Annotated in this window: 16 protein-coding genes; 12 read left to right on the top strand and 4 right to left on the bottom strand. The window is 43.1% G+C overall.

Going from position 1 to position 20397, the window contains the following annotated elements:
* The first annotated feature begins 92 nt into the window (after positions 1-92).
* Both QL886_RS01710 and QL886_RS01705 read left to right on the top strand, forming a co-directional pair.
* Positions 93-1346, top strand: a complete 1254-nt coding sequence (locus QL886_RS01710) for an NnrS family protein (RefSeq protein ID WP_290177417.1) — start codon at positions 93-95, stop codon at positions 1344-1346.
* A gap of 285 nt (positions 1347-1631) precedes the next feature.
* Positions 1632-2147 carry an Rrf2 family transcriptional regulator gene (locus QL886_RS01705; RefSeq protein WP_290177416.1) on the top strand — a complete coding sequence of 172 codons (516 nt, stop codon included), beginning with the start codon at positions 1632-1634 and terminating at the stop codon, positions 2145-2147.
* Positions 2148-2273: 126 nt separating this feature from the next.
* Here QL886_RS01705 and QL886_RS01700 read toward each other — a convergent pair whose 3' ends face one another.
* From QL886_RS01700 to QL886_RS01690, 3 genes are all read right to left on the bottom strand, one after another.
* Positions 2274-3020, bottom strand: coding sequence for a hypothetical protein (locus tag QL886_RS01700; protein WP_290177415.1), 747 nt, complete (start codon positions 3018-3020; stop codon positions 2274-2276).
* A 120-nt stretch (positions 3021-3140) separates the two neighbouring features.
* Positions 3141-3887 (bottom strand): hypothetical protein, encoded by a 747-nt coding sequence (locus tag QL886_RS01695; RefSeq protein ID WP_290177414.1) that lies wholly within the window; start codon positions 3885-3887, stop codon positions 3141-3143.
* A 315-nt stretch (positions 3888-4202) separates the two neighbouring features.
* A complete protein-coding gene (locus tag QL886_RS01690; protein ID WP_290177413.1) occupies positions 4203-5135 on the bottom strand; it encodes a prolyl oligopeptidase family serine peptidase in 933 nt (310 codons plus the stop codon).
* Positions 5136-5712: 577 nt separating this feature from the next.
* Here QL886_RS01690 and QL886_RS01685 point away from each other — a divergent pair.
* The 9 genes from QL886_RS01685 (at position 5713) to mmsB (ending at position 17819) form a co-directional block, all read left to right on the top strand.
* Positions 5713-6867, top strand: coding sequence for an MFS transporter (locus tag QL886_RS01685; protein WP_290177467.1), 1155 nt, complete (start codon positions 5713-5715; stop codon positions 6865-6867).
* A 111-nt stretch (positions 6868-6978) separates the two neighbouring features.
* On the top strand, positions 6979-7158 hold the full coding sequence (locus tag QL886_RS01680) for a hypothetical protein (RefSeq protein WP_290177412.1): 180 nt from the start codon (positions 6979-6981) through the stop codon (positions 7156-7158).
* Positions 7159-7343: 185 nt separating this feature from the next.
* Positions 7344-9014, top strand: coding sequence for a fatty acid--CoA ligase (locus tag QL886_RS01675; protein WP_290177411.1), 1671 nt, complete (start codon positions 7344-7346; stop codon positions 9012-9014).
* A 327-nt stretch (positions 9015-9341) separates the two neighbouring features.
* Complete coding sequence (locus tag QL886_RS01670) at positions 9342-11363, top strand: propionate--CoA ligase (RefSeq protein WP_290177410.1); 2022 nt, start codon at positions 9342-9344, stop codon at positions 11361-11363.
* A 344-nt stretch (positions 11364-11707) separates the two neighbouring features.
* The gene (locus tag QL886_RS01665) at positions 11708-13192 is read left to right on the top strand and encodes a CoA-acylating methylmalonate-semialdehyde dehydrogenase (protein WP_238052223.1); all 1485 of its coding nucleotides are present in this window, start codon (positions 11708-11710) and stop codon (positions 13190-13192) included.
* A 219-nt stretch (positions 13193-13411) separates the two neighbouring features.
* Entirely contained in the window at positions 13412-14572 is a 1161-nt protein-coding gene (locus QL886_RS01660) for an acyl-CoA dehydrogenase family protein (protein ID WP_290177409.1), read from the top strand.
* Between the two features lie 32 nt (positions 14573-14604).
* Complete coding sequence (locus QL886_RS01655; protein WP_290177408.1) at positions 14605-15387, top strand: enoyl-CoA hydratase; 783 nt, start codon at positions 14605-14607, stop codon at positions 15385-15387.
* Positions 15388-15443: 56 nt separating this feature from the next.
* A complete protein-coding gene (locus QL886_RS01650; protein ID WP_290177407.1) occupies positions 15444-16709 on the top strand; it encodes an enoyl-CoA hydratase/isomerase family protein in 1266 nt (421 codons plus the stop codon).
* A gap of 192 nt (positions 16710-16901) precedes the next feature.
* Positions 16902-17819: a 3-hydroxyisobutyrate dehydrogenase gene (gene mmsB / locus QL886_RS01645; protein WP_290177406.1), complete on the top strand. Its 918-nt coding sequence runs from the start codon at positions 16902-16904 to the stop codon at positions 17817-17819.
* A gap of 206 nt (positions 17820-18025) precedes the next feature.
* Here the strand turns inward: mmsB and QL886_RS01640 are convergent, their stop codons facing one another.
* Positions 18026-18784, bottom strand: coding sequence for an IclR family transcriptional regulator (locus tag QL886_RS01640; RefSeq protein WP_290177405.1), 759 nt, complete (start codon positions 18782-18784; stop codon positions 18026-18028).
* 593 nt (positions 18785-19377) lie between these two features.
* Here QL886_RS01640 and QL886_RS01635 point away from each other — a divergent pair.
* Complete coding sequence (locus QL886_RS01635; protein ID WP_290177404.1) at positions 19378-20268, top strand: hypothetical protein; 891 nt, start codon at positions 19378-19380, stop codon at positions 20266-20268.
* The last annotated feature ends 129 nt before the right edge of the window (positions 20269-20397 follow it).

The following is a 20397-nucleotide window of genomic DNA, read 5'->3' as shown; positions in this document are numbered from 1 at the left end:
AGAATATTTCAATAATCAGACTAAAGATTTATAAAGTTCATTTAAAATGAATGTTATAATTAAAGCCATCTATATTCTTTAAGAAGATGGCTATGCACTCTATCAAGTTACCTAGCAAACCACCAAGATCTCCGCATCCTATCCTTAATTTGAGCTTTCGCATATTTTTTAGTGCTGCTGCGCTATTTTCCGTAGTAACGATGCTGCTATGGGTGTTTATGTTTACTGGTCACACGGATATCGATGCACAGGTTTTGAACCCGTTATACTGGCATGGCCATGAAATGGTGTATGGTTATGCCTTGGCAGTGGCAGCCGGGTTTTTGCTAACCGCGGTCCAGACATGGACAGGGGTGATGATGCCGCATGGTTATAAATTGCTAGGTATCTTTGTCTGTTGGTTGCTGGCTCGTCTGAGCTGGTTGGGTTTTGGGCTTGGCATAACGCTCATAGGTGATAGTATCTCGTGGCTATATATAGCAGCCATTTTTGATGTAGTATTTGTCGCCTCGATGGCATATGTGATATGTCGAGCAGTATGGCAAGTTAAGCAGTACAAGCAAATGGGTATCTTGGCAAAACTGGCACTGCTGACCTTTGGCAACGGACTCTGCTATTGGGGCATTATTAATGCTGATATGAATACAACTAAGATAGGTATTTATCTTGGGTTCTACTTGATCATCGGTTTGGTGCTGACTATTGGCCGCCGCGTAGTGCCATTTTTTATCGAACGTGGTCTTAGTATGAGTATAGGTGTGGAAACGTCAGAACCCATTAAGTTACGTAATAGTAAGGTACAAGATATAGCAAGCTTAGTGTTTTTCTTGGCCTTTTTTATTAGTGATGTATTTTATCCAAATAAATATTTGCTGACGGTGACCGCGCTCGGTGTAGCAGTGATTAATATCGTTCGTCTGATAGGATGGTATCATCAAGGTATTTGGCAAAAGCCATTACTTTGGTCGTTGTATATTGCATTTTTAGGCTTGTGTTTGAGTTTTTTATTATACGCATTACAGCCTTGGCTCGGTTATCCGCACAGCATCGCTATGCATGGACTGGCGATTTCTGGTGTTGGTATGATGACGTTAGCAATGATGACTAGAGTATCTCTGGGACACACGGGTCGCAGTATTCATCAACCGCCAAAAACGGTAAGCGTTATGTACGGTTTGATGGTCTTAGTATTTATTAGCCGCGTACTATTACCGCTAGTAGATATGAATCATTACCTAATGTGGATTATGATGGCGCAAAGTGCTTGGATTGCTTGTTTTGTGCTATTTTGCATCAGTTATCTGCCCATGCTGGTACGTCCTCGGCTTGATGGTTTATTTGGTTAAAGCGGGCTAACGATACTGTTTACAAATGCTATGTCTAAACGTTATTACCAAAAATGCGACTTACTTTGTCTAGGGCGTGTCATCAATTAGCACATTGATGCAATTTATGGCCTTAAAATGGCTAAATTTTCGCTAAACTGTGTCAAAGTTCTTGTCAATATGTTCATATTCACTGCAAACTTTTCCTTATTTAGCATCAATTTATCTTATTTTAATGCTCATAATCTAATTGATGACACGCCCTAGCTTAATATATAAAATTTATAAAAATAGGAGCGCAAATGAATGCGACTGACCAATTATAGTGACTACGCGCTACGCTCATTGATTTATTTGGCTGTGAGACCAGATCCATCACTATTGGCTAATATTAGCGATATTGCTGACAGCTATGGCATTTCTAAAAGTCATTTGACCAAGATTATTCATCAGCTGGGTCAGCTGGGTTATATAGAAAGTGTGCGCGGCAAAAACGGTGGCATACGATTGGCACGTGCACCTAAAGATATAAATTTGGGCGTATTGATCAAACAGATAGAGCCTGATTTTAATTTGGTTGAGTGCTTTGCCGTACCAGTGTCTCATAATGATAGTGAGCAGGGCGATCATCAGACGGATTTACCAGTGACATTCATTGAAGAAAAACACAATAAATCACTAGGCTGTGTGATTAGTCCAGCCTGCCAGCTAAAAAGCGTGTTTTTTGAAGCACTCACCGCATTTATCAATGTGCTTGAGCGTTATACATTAGCAGATATTCTGAACAATGAAGATGAGTTAGCTACTTTGCTGTTTCGATAATAAGTTTCGGTAATAGCTTCGATACGATTATAACCAGCTCACAAAAATGGGTCGCTACACTAGTAAATACAGTAATAGCGACCCGTTTTTATATTTATCAAAAATATATGTCTAAGGTGTGAGAAATTAGGCATTTTCTAGTTTTGGACGAGCTTTCTTAATTGCTTTTAACAATGCTTTCTCAAACCCACCTTCTTTGAACTGAACAAGATAAGAATGTGCAGCACAGAAATTGCGAACGTCACGCCATTCATGAGCCAAATTGGTCGCCCAGTCGCAATATTGCGTGCCAGCGTTTGGCTCGTTTTTCAAAGCTTTTTTGGTCGTAGGATGTAGTATCAGCTCAGGCAATACAGCTTCTAATAACTTGGTTGGCGGACTCATAAAAGTATCATCTACGTGCAAGCTTTGACTGGCAGGATGATAAGCCAATAAAGAACCTGCATGAATCATCTCATTGGGCGATATATAGTAAATGCCCTCTGACATTGAAAACTTAAGCTCAGGATAGCGTGCAGCGACTGCGTCACTTTCTACCAAATCATCTGCCCAATTGATTTTTGGTACTTTTTTATGATGACGGCTACTGCCATAAAACGTCGCTTGCGGGAAGTCTTTGGCCATTTGAGCACAGCTGACTGTATGAAACGGATGTACGTTCAGCACCGCTTCGACATCTTGACCATTGTTAGTGAGTGCCATAATCTCATCTCGAACATCACCCGTTAGAGCGTAACTGTCCAAAAAGATAAATTTCCCTGATGGCAGCTTGACCAACGAGCATTGAGTGCCGATATTTAGCACGCCACCGAGACGGAATGTTCCGCGTATGTTCCAAAATCCTGCGCCTAAATCATGAATGTGATCAGTCATTTATAAATTTCCTCGTCTAGTAAATGAAATAAAATATGTAAACAAAACCAAGCTACTTTTTCACTGTAAACTTCATCTTTCGAGCTGTTTTAATAATATGTTTTCTAAAGGTTCACGCTTTTATACTTTCTCAAGCTCAGTGCAAGCCAAATCAATCGCTGATATAAGTGCTGTCTCAAATTGACCTTCCTTAAATACCACTAAGCCTGAATGTGCGCCGCAAAAATGACGACCATCACGCCACTCACTTGCCAGCTCTACTGCCCAATCACAATAGTGTTTAGCTGCATTTGGCTCATCTTTGAGCGCTTTTTTGGTAGTAGGGTGTAAGCCCAGATTAGGCTGCACGGCATTTATTAACTTGGAAGGGGGTATCTCAAAGGTATCATCGACATAAATGCTCTGGCTAGCAGGATGATAGACCAATAATGAGCTGGCATGAACCGTTTCATCCGGTGAGATATAATGGATGCCTTGAGGGATAGAAAATTTGAGTTCAGGGTAGCGCGCAGCAACGGCATCGCTTTCGACCAAGTCGTCTGCCCAATTAACTTCAGGTACTTGTTTCGGATGTCGGCTACTGCCATAGAATGTGGCTTGCGGAAAGTCTTTGGCCATTTGAACACAGTGTACTGTATGAAACGGATGAACATTGAGGACAGCTTCGACATTTTGACCATCATTGGTCAATGCCATGACTTGCTGACGCACATCGCCAGTTAATGTATAGCTATCTATAAAGATAAATCGCTCTGATGATAGTCTTATGAGCGTACATTGGACACCGATATCAAGTATGCCATTTTTAATAAATGAGCCTCGAATACTCCAAAACCCTGCACCCAAATCATACATCTCATCAGTCATCAATATTGCTCCTTAATCTTTCATTTATTCAATCATCTTACTTGTTTGTAGCAGCCTACAGTCGGTTCAATATAATTTGGATACAAGGAAGGCGAGTGAAAGTACTACCAGTTGTAGACTAATCGGGCCTGACATCGTATCCAATTTATAGAGGATTGACTATATGATTATTAATTTTTATGGGAGTAAAGTCTGTAAGAAAAAAGATAGAAGCAATGTAAATGTGTAAAAATAAAAAAGAGTTGTTATTCAAATGTCATCATCAGCAGTGAAAGCTGTCTTTCCTTCCTTTTATTAAGTGGGTTAAAAGATAGCTTATAAACAGTCTTTGTAATCATAGGCTGATATACGAGGATCATCTTTGTAGCTTTCATTGCCACATAAGAATTTATCGAAACGGGTATCACCGTTAATATAACGTTGCATCCATGCGATAGCAGGCTTGCTTAATAGTTTCTCGTTAAAACGATGGCTGGCACAGAAATGACTGCCGTTGTTAATCTCGACCTTCATTTTTGGACCGTCAGCTTTTTGATAAAAAGTATTGGTATATTTTTTATTCGGGGCGATACGGTCGTTTTCACAAGCGATGAATAGAGCAGGCGTATCCATCGCGCCATAGCTCGTATCGTGATAAGGCGTTTGTGCAATGATGGCTTGCACCGTACTGCGCTCAGTTGCCAATCGTAGCGCACCGCCGCCGCCCATTGACCAACCAATCGCGCCCAAACGATTTGGATCGATTATATGACTCACTGTTTCATCCGCGATGAGATGATCGAGAGCCGCGCTCAATTGCTCAGCACGGCTATCTGGGTTATCGTAAATGGAGCTAGTATTGATAGTAATAACGACAAATCCCCAAGAGGCCAAACGCGGTCCCCACCATTTGATAGAAGACTCATACGACACGTAACCTGGCACCACCGCGATACCACCTAGCAGACCACAGCTAGCAGCATCCGTTGGATAGTGTATGGTACCGCCACCAAAGCCATTGGCAGATTGGCGACTCACGTGCTTGGTACTGATAGAAAACGGACCGTTATCGCGTGTTTTAGTGAGCTCAGTAGCAGTGATAACGTCATCCTTTATACAGTCTACTGCCGCTAGTGAGTTTGTAGCTTCGAGCGTTGATCCAACTGGACTGAGACTTTTAACGCTAGTTTCGGACACAGTTATTTCTGCTACAGCCATCGTAGAGAAAACCAATGTACTCACCGCAATAATAAGTTTTAAAAGCACCATATTTTTTGTCATCGTAAATCGTATTCTCAAAGGTTGTGTAGTCGTGCACGTCTCTACGTTAGAAAAGATAGACGCAGGTAATGATTGTGAACTGTCATTGTTATCAATCGTTAAAGAAGTTAAGTACTTAACAAGTGAGTCAATAGCATCTAACCATACTATCCTGTATATGCAATAAACGTAACATTGATCTTGACCTCGTGAGTCGAAAACTGTCTTCACCGTCTCAAGTCGAAATGTGATTCCTAGTCAAGTTTTTCTACGATAATCTCTAGCTCAAATAAAAAATCTATCAAGAGGAAATAACACTTTTAAACCTGAGTATATTAGTGAATGTGCTACCATAATTTGCTTGTCATTATGATGAGCATTTATCGTTTAATAACGGTGATTTTGCTTATAAATTTAGCATAAGCAAAATCACCGTTATTCCTCTCTATCATCCACGCCAGTGACGGTTATTATTTGCAGTCATGGTATAACCAATATAGTCAGATCCCCTGTGAATAATTCTAAAGATCAGATCCGAGATATAACAGCTGTGCCACCAGCTCCTTCCAATCATTCAACGTCGTGGATATTGAAGCTCACAATTGGCCTAATAGGTATGTTTGCTTTTTTGCAAGTGTACTCTATCCAAGCGGTGCTACCGGTCATGATGGTGGACTTTTCAGCGACCGAAGTACAGGCTGGCATGATCGTTGGTGCCACTGTATTAGCCATTGCCATTATGTCACCATTTTTGGGCATGCTCTCAGATGCAGTCGGGCGCAAGTCGTTTATCGTTGGCGCTTTATTGTTTTTAGCGATACCAACAGCGCTCATCGCCCAGAGCTCGAGCATTGAATGGGTCGGCATTTGGCGTTTTATGCAAGGACTGTCTGTACCGGGCATTACGGTGGTGACAATTGCCTATATCGGTGAGGAGTTTGAGGGACGGGCAATGACTGAGCTGATGTCCTTTTATGTGTCAGGATGCGTGCTTGGTGGCTTTATGGGTCGGTTCTTGCTGGGGCATTTGCATGAGCTGATAGGCTGGCGTCATGGTTACTATGTGATGACGGCAATGACCCTGCTAGGCGCGATATGGGTCGGCAAGATGCTACCATCGTCTCGTCACTTTGTGGCCAATCCTAATTTTCGTTCAGCGATACAGACGCTAGGTGAGCATGTCACCAATCGCTATGTGGTGACAGCTTGTCTGCTTGGCGCTTGTGTGCTGTTCTCCCTTGTAGGCTGCTTCACTTTTATCAATTTACATTTGGCAGATAAGCCTTATGAGCTTGGTACTGGTGCGCTCGCCAATATTTTTGCAGTATATTTGCTTGGTGTTATTATCACGCCATTATCTACGACATTGCTACGCCGATTTGGATCGGCGCGTACAGTACGGGTGGCTATCGTCGTATCTATGGTTGGGGTGTTATTGACTCTGGTCACGCCATTATGGGGGGTGATTATAGGACTGGCTATTATGTCTTCAGGTGTATTTATCACACAGTCAGCGACCATCAGCTATATCGCGGTCAATGTGAAAAAAGGCCGCTCATTAGCATCGGGTCTATATTATATGGGCTACTATACAGGCGGTACGCTAGGAGCATGGCTGGGTGGCATAGCTTATGCGCGAGGGCAGTGGTCTCTTACCGTATGGTTGTTATTATTTGTGCAGGTACTGGCGTTATTAATAGCCAGTTTTGGAATGATTAAAACCACAGTACGGGCAAAGTGATTGGCTGTCTTATGTAGCATAGGTCTGGTCGGCCATCTTGTGATACTTAATGTAAGACCGCTTTACACAGCGCCGCTTTTTTCTTACTATCAATAACGATGTTAGGGTCTTTTGAACATTCAAATATTAGGGCTGCTGATTGATAAAGGTGCACCAAAAGAGGCGCAAGCCGACGATAATGTCGAGACCTTAGCTAGGTTTGCAACAACGTTTGGGGTGATTTTAGCATCAGCCTTTCAGGGCAGTACTATTTTTTGCCAATATGTGGAGAAATTGTCTAACCTAGGATGACTAGGCGTCAAAAATTGCACTGCATATTGTCTAAAAAAATAGTGACTGCCAGCACCACATTTGAATGTTTAACAGACCCTATTACATTATAAAAATTAAAATGGTTAGCGCAGTAGATTTTATGCTGCTATTAACTTGATTGTTATTTATCCCTTATAAGTACGACAAACAAGGAAGTCAAATCTATGTCAAATATTTACCACAGTGCACCATCTGCCTACGATTATCCATTACTGGTCAAGCAATTATTAAGCCGTGCAAAAACGGTATCGCAAGATCAAGAGATTGTGTATGCGGACAAAAAGCGCCTGACTTATAAAGAATTGTTTGAGCGTATCAATCGCTTGGCCAATGTATTGGCAGACTTAAAGCTAGATGCAGGTGATGTGGTTGCCGTGATGGATTGGGACAGTCATCGCTATCTTGAGTCTTATTTTGCCGTGCCAATGTCAGAGTACGTTTTACAGACCGTCAATATCCGTTTATCACCTGAAAAAATCCTCTACACCATCAACCATGCCAAGCCCAAAGTACTCATGCTCAATTCTGAGTTTGCGCCATTGGTTAAAGACTATCAGTTTGAGAACTCAAGCATTGAGCATATTATCTGGCTTGATGACAACGGTGTCACTGCTGAAGGTATCTTTGGTAGCAATCAAAGCCGTGTCACAGGCGAGTATGAAGCGCTATTAGAAGCTGCCAATAGCGAATTTGATTTCCCAGATTTTGATGAAAACACCATCGCAACGACTTTTTATACCTCAGGCACGACAGGTGATCCAAAAGGGGTCTTCTTTAGTCATCGTCAGCTAGTCCTACATACACTAGCAGAAGCGGCAACTTTGGGTATGCTGCCTGATAAGCAAGGCGTGAGCTATGGTGATGTTTATATGCCTATGACGCCAATGTTCCATGTACATGCATGGGGTTTTCCGTTTACAGCAACGATGGTTGGTCTAAAGCAAGTCTATCCAGGTCGCTATGCACCTGATACGTTGATGGACTTAATTGTCAATGAAAAGGTCAGTATCACCCATTGTGTACCAACGATTTTGCAAATGGTACTCAAAGAAGCACAAGATCGCGATGCCAGCTTTAATGGTCTAAAAATGATTATTGGTGGTTCAAGATTGACCGAAGGTCTAGCAAAAACGGCGATGGCTCAAGGTATTGAAGTTTACACAGGCTATGGGATGTCAGAGACCGCCCCGCTTATTAGCTTAACGGGTTTTAGTCTCGATGAGCCTGAAATGACTGAAGAAGAGGATATTGCCCGTCGTTGTATGACAGGTAAACCTGTACTCATGGTTGATGCTCAGGTATGGGGCGAAGGCAACAAGTCAGTGGGAACTGGGCCAGAAAATACAGGTGAGCTGGTATTACGTGCGCCTTGGTTGACCCAAAGCTATCTTAAAAACGACGACGCTGGCAAAGAGCTGTGGGAAAATGGCTATATGCATACCCAAGATATTGCGTACATACGTCCTGATGGTTATATCAAAATCACCGATCGCTTAAAGGATGTGATTAAATCAGGTGGTGAATGGATTTCATCACTAGAGATTGAGACCATTTTATCATTGCATCCGTCAGTGGCTGATGTGTCTGTGATTGGGGTGCGTGATAAGCAATGGGGCGAGCGTCCATTAGCTTTGGTGGTGCTAAAGCCCGATGCTAAGGATACCAGTGCTGATGATATCAAAGCGATTGCAGAAAAAGCGGTAGAGCGCGGTATCATTCCTAAGTATGGCGTGCCAAGCCAGTTTAAGTTCGTTGATGAGCTACCAAAAACTTCCGTTGGTAAACATGACAAAAAAGTCATGCGTGAGATGTATGCCAATCAAACTGAGATATAATTAGTATTAGTTAGATTTTCAAATATTTGTATTCGTCAAAATGTAGTGCGTATTACACGCTTAATAGTTGACCTTTCCGATAGGCTCTGCTACATTTTAAACCGATACATATCATATCGGTTTTTTAATTCTGGCAAGGATGACCAGTATTTACTAAGACATGGTTTTTTATAGTTGAAGCATTTTAGAGTTGGTATCAGTCAGTTGCACGCAAACAGTTGCACGCAGACAGTGCGCCGTGCGAGGTGAATACCGTTATAACTTATTGAGTGCCTTAACTATAAAATACTATTGCCTCATTTCTCGTTTATGCTAAGGACAGCTACTATGAGCGACCATTTCCAACCCCCAGTTTCTACCCAAACGACAGACACGCCAAAATTCGCTGATATTTATCATGAGTCTATTACGGATCGAGAGCAGTTTTGGGCTGAGCAGGCGAAGCGTATCTATTGGCATAAAGAGCCTAATCAAATTCTAGATGACAGTAATCTGCCATTTGCCAGATGGTTTGTCGGCGGTGAGACCAATCTTTGTTATAACTGTGTCGATCGTCATCTAGCAGACCGTGCAGAGCAAGATGCTTTTGTGTGGGTGTCATCAGAGATTAATCAAGAATTGATAGAAACCTTTCCAGCGGTCGTTGATTCGTTTAAAGATTTGGGCAATAACGTCGAGTTTTATACAGACTATACTAAGCGCCGCCTGACTTATAATGACTTGTATAAAGAAGTTAATTACTTTGCCGATGTGCTACAGCGTCACGGTATTGGCAAGGGTGACCGTGTCATTATCTATATGCCAATGATATTAGAAGCGGCTTATGCCATGCTGGCTTGTGCGCGTATTGGTGCTGTCCATTCAGTCGTGTTTGGTGGATTTGCTGCTTATAACTTGGCTATCCGTATGGATGATGCCGAGGCCAAAATGGTCATTACCGTAGATGCAGGGCTACGTGGCGGTAAGGTCGTCAATTATAAAAACCTAGTCAATCAAGGCGTCGAGCAAGCGACTGTCAAACCAGAGCATGTGCTAGTGATTAATCGCGGTATATTGCCATTTGAAACCAAAGCGATCGATGTTGATTATGCGGCCGAGCGTCGTCATAGCTGTGAGGCCAATGCAGTCGTAGAGCCAGTTTGGCTTGAGTCAAATACCCCGTCCTATTTGCTTTATACTTCTGGTACGACCGGTACACCAAAAGGGGTGCAGCGTGATACGGGTGGTCATGCCGTCGCGCTGACGACGTCGATAGACTATGTCTATGATGGTAAGGCTGGCGAGACGTTCTGGGCGATATCTGATATTGGTTGGGCTGTAGGACACTCTTATACGATCTATGCGCCGTTACTGGCGGGTATGACTAGTATTATGTATGAGGGCTTGCCGCATATGCCAAACCCTGGTATCTGGTGGCGTATCGTTGAAGCTAACAAAGTTAATATTTTATTCACCGCACCCACAGGCGTGCGTATGCTCAAAAAACAAGATGAAAGCTGGATGACGCGCTACGACGTTTCCAGTGTGAAGTCGTTCTTTTTGGCAGGTGAACCGCTTGATGAATCGACAGCTAGTTGGTTGACTCAGCACCTAGGCGTGCCAATTTTAGATCACTATTGGCAAACAGAATCTGGTTGGCCAATCTTGAGCCATACGCCAAAATTCAATCATAAGCCGCACAAGCAGGGGTCACCTGGTTACCCGATGTATGGCTATGAGGCACATGTCATCAACGAGGAAACGGGCGATCCTTGTCAGGCTGGCGAAAAAGGATTGCTTGCAATTAAAGCACCATTACCGCCTGGTTGTCTCACCACGGTATGGCGTAACGACGAGCGTTTTATTAGCAGCTACTTTGGTTTGTTTGATGGTCAGCAGTACTCAACCTCGGACTATGCAGTGACAGATGAAGAAGGATATTTCTACATCTTAGGACGTACCGATGACGTGATAAACGTTGCAGGACATCGTATAGGCACGCAAGAGATTGAAGAGGCAATCAGTACGCATCCAGAGATGGCAGAATGCGCTGTGGTAGGCATCCAAGACGAGCTAAAAGGTGAGCTACCTATTGCATTCTGTGTCCTAAAAGATCAGACGCAAATTGAAACTACCGAAAACCGTTTCCGTATCGAGCAACAAGTGATAGGTGCTGTCGTCAAATCTTTGGGCGGTATTGCTCGACCCGCTGCTATTTATTTCCCGCAGGCATTACCAAAGACTCGCTCGGGTAAAATCCTACGTCGCTCAATTCGTGCGTTAGCGGAAGACCAGCCAACAGGAGACATGTCAACGCTTGACAATCCAACAGCAATCGATGCGATCAAGCAAGCGATGAAGGATTATTGATTGGTATAAATTAGCCTCATACAAAAATAGTGATGTTGTTCATTGCGTATCAAAGTCAGGTTAACTTCAAAAAGCTCATGAGTCATCATGGGCTTTTTTTGTTTTTGTTATTTAAACAATTTTTATAAAAACACGTGCCATCAAAACAAACTTAGATAAAATTTCGATAAAGCGCTTGACCGTAAAAATGATTTATTGTTATAGTCAATAACGATACAAAATAAATCATTTTAAAATTCAGTTTTTAATAATGCTTTACAGACAAATACTCATCGCTTTTATTTTTCTAATAAATATATAGGTGCCGTCACACGGTAGTCTCGCAAAAAAGATAAGGATATCTTATGCACCACGTTCAACAGCTCATCAATGGTCAGTTCGTACAATCAAACACCGATGAATGGATCGATATCACCGATCCTGCGACGCAAGAAGTCATCGCCAAAGTGCCACAAACTACCAATGATGAGATTAACCAAGCGGTTGCATCCGCACAGACTGCGTTTGAGACATGGCGCAAAACGCCAATTACCACGCGTGCGCGTATCTTTTTAAAGTATCAATCTTTGATTCGTGATCATATGGATGAGCTGGCAGAAATCTTGACCGCAGAGCAAGGAAAGACGATTGCTGATGCACGCGGTGATGTGTTCCGCGGTTTAGAAGTAGTAGAGCATGCCGCTGGTATTGCTAACCTGCAAATCGGCGACTTCGTAGAAAACGTTGCGTCAGGTGTCGATACTTATAGTATTTGGCAGCCACTCGGCGTTTGCGCTGGTATCACACCATTTAACTTCCCAGCGATGATTCCGCTATGGATGTTCCCAATGGCAATTGCCACGGGCAACACATTCATCCTAAAACCGTCTGAACAAGATCCAATGGTGACTATGCGTTTGGTAGAGCTAGCGATTGAAGCGGGCGTACCAGAAGGCGTGCTGAACGTGGTGCATGGTGGTAAAGCAACCGTCGATGCTATCTGTGACCATCCAGATATCAAAGCGGTTTCTTTCGTCGGTTCTACTCATGTAGGCAAACACGTCTATGAGCGTGCCAGTCAATCAGGTAAGCGTGCCCAGTGCATGATGGGTGCCAAAAACCATGGCGTTATCCTGCCAGATGCTAATAAAGAACAGACGCTCAATCAATTAGCAGGCGCAGCATTTGGTGCAGCTGGTCAACGCTGTATGGCGCTGTCAGTCGTCGTACTAGTAGGCGCAGCTGGTGAGTGGATTGATGAGATTAAAGCAAAAGCAGAAAGCTTGGTCGTCTCAGCTGGCAAAAATGACAAGGATTTGGGACCATTGATTTCGCCTGCTGCAAAGGCCCGTGTCGAGCATTTGATTGGAACTGGGGTGGAAGAGGGCGCAAGCTTGATACTAGATGGTCGTGGAATTACCGTTGAAGGGTTCGAAAAAGGTAACTTCGTTGGCCCAACTATCTTTGATAACGTCACAAGTGATATGCAAATTTATCAACAAGAAATCTTTGGTCCAGTACTATGTATCATGCGTGCTAACAGCTTGGACGAAGCGATTGCCCTACTGAACGCCAATCCACATGGCAATGGTACGGCGATATTTACTCAGTCAGGGGCAGCTGCACATAAATTCCAGCAAGACATTCAAGTCGGTCAAATCGGTATTAACTTGCCAATCCCTGTGCCACTCCCAATGTTCTCATTCTCAGGGTCACGTGGCAGCAAACTTGGTGATCTCGGTCCTTATGGTAAGCAAGCCGTACAGTTCTATACTCAGACCAAGACTGTCACTGCGCGATGGTTTGATGATGAGGCAAGCCGCGGCGTCAATACAACGATTTCAATTTAATCGTCAGCTCATTGTCTTTTCAGTATGACATTTTGTGTTTTCGGTATGACGATCATGCGACTTGCGGTACTATTAAACGCACTTTTATTATCGTTATGCCGCTATCATGTCGCGCTAATGTCTTATAAAATCTCTGACCAACATTTTCATTAGAGCTTTTATTAACGTTTATCTGAGATTTAAGCCCTATATTTGATCTATAAGAACAAGGATGACCCTATGGATTTTTCATTGACCGATGACCAAGTCGCCTTTCGCCAAACCGCCCGTCAGTTTGCGCAAAAAGAGCTAAAGCCAAATGCTGCTGAATGGGATCGTAACTCGCATTTCCCAATAGATGTGATCAAAAAATCTGGTGAGCTTGGATTTTTGGGGCTATACACCAATCCAGAGTATGATGGCTTGGGCCTGCCAAGACTGGACTCAGCGATGGTATTCGAAGAGCTTGCATGGGGCGACACGGCTGTAGCAGCGTATATGAGTATTCATAACATGGCCGCATGGATGATTGGTGAATATGGCAGCGATACGCTATGCAAAAAATATCTGCCCAATATGGTCAGCGGTGAGTGGTTGGGTAGCTACTGCTTAACAGAACCAAATGCAGGCTCGGACGCAGCTTCATTACGTACCAAAGCGGATAAGCAAGGCGAACATTACGTACTGAATGGCGAAAAAACCTTTATTTCTGGCGCAGGCTCAACCGATGTATTGGTGGTGATGGCACGTACTGGTGATGCTGGGCCAAAAGGTGTGTCAGCGTTCGTCGTAGACGCCAATAGTGCTGGTATCGAATATGGCAAAAACGAGCACAAAATGGGCTGGAAAGCACAGCCAACACGCACGATTAGTTTTAAAGACGTTAAAGTCCCAGTAGAGAACTTAATAGGCGAGGAAGGCCAAGGTTTTCGTATCGCGATGAAAGGACTAGATGGTGGTCGTATTAATATCGGTATTTGTGCAGTAGGAACGGCACAAGCGGCGTTAGAGACCGCAACCAGTTACGTGCAAGAGCGCAGTCAATTTGGTAGTCCGATTGCTAGCTTACAATCGGTACAGTTTAAACTTGCTGATATGTTGACTCAGACCATTGCCGCACGGCAAATGCTGTATCTAGCAGCTGATAAAGTTGACAATAATGATGGGCAAGCGTCTACCTACTGCGCAATGGCAAAACGTCTGTCTACGGATCTTTGTTTTGATGTTGCCAATGAAGCTCTACAATTGCACGGTGGCTATGGTTATCTAAATGAATATCCACTTGAGCGCCATGTACGAGACTTACGTGTGCATCAAATCTTGGAAGGCACCAATGAGATCATGCGAGTGATTATTTCACGTCAGGTCTTGCAAGATGAAGGGTTAAGCCAGCTACGCTAATTTATCTCGTTTTACTGAAACAAGGATGTTTTATGACAGAGTATACAAATCTACAGCTATCAATTGATGGCCATACCGCAACATTGACGTTGAATAACCCACCGGCACATACATGGACGATGGACAGTTTGCATGCGCTTAAGCAGCTCATCAACGACCTCAATGCCAACGATGATGTTTACGCATTAATCGTGCATGGTGATGGCGAAAAGTTCTTCTCAGCAGGTGCGGATTTAAACAACTTCTCAGACGGTGATAAAGGCCGTGCAATAAGTATGGCAATTGCATTTGGTGAGGCGTTTGAAGCATTGTCTGCCTATCGCGGTGTTAGTATCGCTGTCATCAATGGCTATGCGATGGGCGGCGGACTAGAGTGTGCGCTCGCATGTGATATCCGTATCGCAGAAGCGCACGCACAGATGGCATTGCCAGAGACGGGCGTGGGATTATTGCCATGTGCTGGCGGCACACAGAACCTACCTATGTTAGTAGGGGAAGGTTGGGCTAAGCGCATGATACTGTGCGGTGAGCGGGTCGATGCAGAAACAGCGTTGCGTATTGGTCTGGTCGAAGAAGTTGCTGCCAAAGGAGAAGGGTTAAAAGTGGCGCAAGCATTAGCGCAAAAAGTTGCTAAACAGTCTCCTGTTGCTGTCAGCTATTCTAAATCGCTTATCCAAGCGGCGAGAAATACCCCGCCTGCACAAAATCTTATCCATGAGCGTGAAACGTTCGTGAAGTTGTTTGATACCAACGATCAGCGCGAAGGGGTGCAAGCCTTTTTAGAAAAGCGTCAACCCAATTGGCAAAACAAATAAGCAGCGATCAAAACGCTTGAGCCATTTTTATTATTTAATTTTTGTAGGTCACTTTTATGACAGCAGCGACGAATGATATTAACTCCCAAATTTCAGTCAATAATGCAGCACAAGAAGCGCCTGTACTGTTCAGTACTGAACCGACAGATTGCGGGCACTTGATTGGAGTCATGACACTTAACACCCCAAAATCACTTAATGCACTCAGCGTTGATATGTGTCAATTGCTCTCAGCGCAGTTAGAGCAATGGCAAGCCGATGATCAAGTGGTTGCGCTTGTATTAAAAGGTGCAGGGGATAAAGCGTTCTGTGCGGGCGGCGATATTCGTAAGCTCTATGACAGCATGTCTACCAGTGCACCAATGCCAAACCCATATGCTACTGAATTTTTTAGTCACGAGTACCGTCTCTATCGTCAAATGCACTTTTATCCGAAACCATTAATACTTTGGGGTGACGGTATCATCATGGGCGGCGGTATGGGACTGATGGCAGGATGTAGTCATCGTTTGGTCACTGAGCGTACGCGTTTTGCCATGCCTGAAGTCACAATTGGACTGTTTCCCGATGCATCTGGTAGTTGGTTTTTGCAGCGTATGCCTGCTAAGACGGGTTTGTTTTTAGGTCTAACTGGCGCGATGTGTAATGGCAGTGACGCGCTATTGGCCAATCTGGCAGAGTATGCTGTTGCTAGCTATGACTATGATGCTGTTATCCAATGTCTCAAACAGAGCAACTGGCAGGCAGTCGATAACACTAGCAGTGCAGATAAGTGCCATGACAATAGCGCACATAGTATTGTTAGTCGTGCGCTTGCTGAACTGCCCGTAGCCGAACTGCCAGATAGTAAGCTGGCAACATATTGGCAACCTATCCAGCAACTGATGAATAGTGGCGGTTTGGCTGATATCGATACGCTGCTACAAAGCGATGCAGCACTCGCACAGCTAAACCAAGATTTTGCAGCAGACAGCTGGACGCAGCGAGCAGTCGCCACTTATCGTCATGGCTGCCCAGTAACATCTGCATTGACCTATGCGCTGTATCACAAAGTCGCTGACCTATCGATCGAACAAGTACTGTATTTAGAGACCAACGTCGCAGTGCACTGTGCAGCCAATCCTGATTTTAAAGAAGGCGTGCGGGCATTATTGATTGATAAAGATAAAAATCCTAAATGGTCGCGTTCATTAGCAGATTGTATCAGTGTAGAAGGGCAGGCGTATATCGATCAGCATTTTGTCAATCCTTATCCAAAAGGTGAGCATCCTTTGAGTGATTGGTTAGGTAGTGACGCTTTGGGTAGTCAAAGTGTCCGCTAACTGCCTAAAAGCACTCTATTAAGTAGGACGGTTAGCCGTTTTATAAAATTTTAAAGAAGTATGCTAGGGCGTGAAAGAACGACATTTATAATAAGTAATATTCACTAATAAACAATGTAAGACAGAATGTAGTCATGGCTACATTATAAATCATCAAGGAGTGATGAGATGGGTACAAAGGATATAAGTACAATGAATAACACCACTAAACCACATATTGCCTTTATTGGGCTTGGTAACATGGGTGCGCCAATGGCAGAGAACTTATTAAAGGCAGGTTACGCGCTATCTGTTTTTGATTTGTCTGAGGTTGCAACCCAGCGCTTAGCACAAGCAGGGGCTAGTGTCGCAAAAAGTCCTAAAGATGCTGCCAGTAATGCTCAAGTTGTGATTAGTATGTTACCTGCAGGCCAGCATGTACATTCGGTGTACTTGGGTGATAGTGGCTCTGATGGTCTGCTAGCAGAGTTGCCAGAAGGCACGCTTGTGATTGACAGTAGTACGATTGCGGCGGCTGATGCAAGGACAGTAGCAGAGGCGGCAGATAAGCTTGGTATAGACTTCTTGGATGCACCAGTTTCCGGTGGTACAGGCGGGGCAGTTGCTGGTAGTTTGACCTTTATCGTCGGTGGTGATGATGCCGCTTTTGCTAAGGCTGAGCCAATACTTGCCGTGATGGGAAAAAACATCTTTCATGCTGGCGAGCACGGCGCAGGACAAGTGGCAAAAATTTGCAACAACATGCTGCTAGGCATTCTAATGGCAGGAACGGCAGAGGCGATTAATCTAGGCGTCAAGAATGGTTTAGATCCCAAAGTGCTATCAGACATCATGCTACAGAGCTCAGGGCGTAACTGGACACTAGAAGTTTATAACCCTTATCCACAAGTCATGGAAAATGTGCCCTCTAGCAATGGCTATCAAGGCGGCTTTATGAGCAAATTGATGCAAAAAGATCTGAACCTTGCGATGCAGACTGCTCAAGACACTGAAGTAGAAACGCCAATGGGTGCCAAAGCAACAGAGTTATATGCCTCACATACTGTAGAGAATGGTGATAAAGATTTTTCTAGTATTATCGGACGTCATGATGTCTCATTATTGTCTTAAACATGACTCTCTTGACTGCTTCTCTTTTGAATGTAACCTTCTTAGACATATCAATTTTTAGGAATACCAATTCTTAAAGATACTAATATTAAGAATTTTTCGTATCATTAGTAGGTGGCATTAATTAAGAGAATGCATTTGCTAAAAAGAAAAAGGTCTACGCTATGATTTTAGCGTAGACCTTTTTTAGTAACTAATAGATAGTATTAGCTTTGCAGATCGTAGACGAGACTCTGAACATCTTGTGCTGCTTCTTGCAGTCTTGGTACGTGCGTAAGCAAATCATCTAATGAGACACGTATGGTGGGCGCATGTAAGTAGAGTGAGGCCAGATAGCGTTGCTTTTTATCCAAGATAGGCACAGCGACTGCCACCATCTCAGATATAAATTCCTCATTATCAATACCGATACCAGTATCAGCAATGCGATCAAGCTCGGCATTCAATGCATCGATATCAGTGATGGTGTTTTTGGTGAACTTATCTAATGGCAAACCCTGCAGTATTTTCATACGGCTGCTCTTAGACAATTGGCTCAAATAAAGCTTACCTGTCGCGGTACACCACATCGGAGATTTTGCACCTACAGGAAGATATATTTGTAGTGGCAAGGTCGTCTGAGCACGGTTGGTGTAGATCATATTCATATGATAAGGAATACCGATACCACAAGTTTCTTTGAGCTCATCAACGAGTTTTTGCAAAATCATCTGTCGCTCATTAAAAAACAGACGCTGTTGCCAGAGCTCAACGCTTAGGTTACGTACTCGCTTACCAGGGATAATACTGCCACCAATATCAACAGTCAAAAAACCATCATCAACCAAGTTTTGAATCAATCTATGAATGGTCGGTTTAGGAATATCTAGCTCTTGTGAAAGCTCGAGTGGAGAAAGCGGTTTTGAAGCATAGGACACTGCTTCGATGATTTCTAGTACACGGGTAATCGAAGATACTTTAGGCATATATATGACTCAGTAGGAGTAAAGAAATAGAGCAAACAGCGTCACAAGGTTTTCATAACTAAGACAAATAGTGACAATACTGACGTTCTATAACAAATCTGTTATAACAACTAATTTAGCATAATATTCGCTTGAGGCAAGCGTTAGTCGCGTTATATGAGATCATTTATATCGTTTTATTTATCGGTGTAGATTTTCTTATATAAGTAACAATAGATACGTTAACTCACAAGGCACACTATTCGGTAAGGTTAAGCTATATAACTGTCATTGAGTCAAAAGGCGTTATAGGAAATTATGTAGACATATTTTGCAATACCCTTACATAAACATTAAGCAAGCGAAGTCTCATATTTACGCTGTTTGGTTACTTTAAGGACGTTATGTAACATAAAAGCGAATTTTTGCAGATTGGTGTAGCAATTATTACAGTACCTATGCAATCTTTACATAATGGTAAATAAAAACAGCATCAGTAGGGGTGACTTTTTAAGTCAGAATTGTTTTAATCACCTCAACAAAATGATGGTTTAAAAAAAGCACAATCATCGTTTTTTATGGGCGGGTTTATTTCACACTTTAGGAGAATAATTATGAAATTGATTAAATTGACGGCAATCTCTGCTGCTGTTCTAGCATCAACTGCTGCATTAGCTGCTGAGCCAGTTATCGTTGTTGATAACAATGCTGCAGTCGCATATGAAGCTGAGCCAGTTGCTGTAGCCTATGAAGCAGAACCTACTTCTTATGCATACAATGCTGACGCTGGTGTAGTAAGCAACACTACTGGCGCTGTTGTTGGTGGCACTAAAGGTTTTTTTAATAAAGTAGTGAACCCAGCGTCAGTTAGTGCTGAAGTTGGTTCTTTGGGATATGGTGCTAACATTGGTTGGTCACTAAACGAAAAAGTTGAACTGCAAGCTGGTTGGGCAGGTGGCGATGTAGCTGACCTTTTCGGCGGTGATTTTGACGCAAATGACATCAATTATGATGTTGATAGTGATTTTAGCAATCCTTACTTAGGTGTGCAATTGCGTCCTACTGGTAACTGGTTTACGATGGGTGCTGGTATCATCGTTCCTGACAACGATATTGATGTGCGTGCAAATGCTGAAGGTGAAGGCTACTATAGTATTGATGGCCAAAAATATTATGCTGGCACAGCAGAAGTTGAACAAGCACTTGCTGATGATTTTGGTGGCCAAAATGTTGGCAATTTAGAAGGTTCTCTAGAACATCGTAATAAACTTGCTCCTTATCTAACGGTAGGTTTCCGTCCTAACATTACCAATAACTTTGGTGTATTTGGTGAAGTTGGTGCAGCTTATTTGGGTAAAGTAGATGCAACAGTACGTTACACTGGTGAGGAAGGTAACACTGTCGCGGCACAGGACGCAGCTCGTAAGGCAGAAGCAGACTTAGAAGATAAAGATTGGTTAGAGTGGTTCCCAATTGTTAAAGTTGGTGCAACTTACCGTTTCTAATCTAATCACAGTTTAAAGACTGTCATTAGTAGAAAATAAAAAAACGATCCTTTTTAGGGTCGTTTTTTTATGCTTAAAATAAAGTATTAAAAGATATTCTAAAAATCAGGTTTGAACTTTACTCAGAAA

Origin of the sequence: Psychrobacter sp. APC 3281, from assembly GCF_030407815.1 — a bacterium.
Taxonomy (GTDB): domain Bacteria; phylum Pseudomonadota; class Gammaproteobacteria; order Pseudomonadales; family Moraxellaceae; genus Psychrobacter.
Note: the sequence above shows the minus strand (reverse complement) of the source record. Positions and strands in the feature narration are given on the sequence as shown.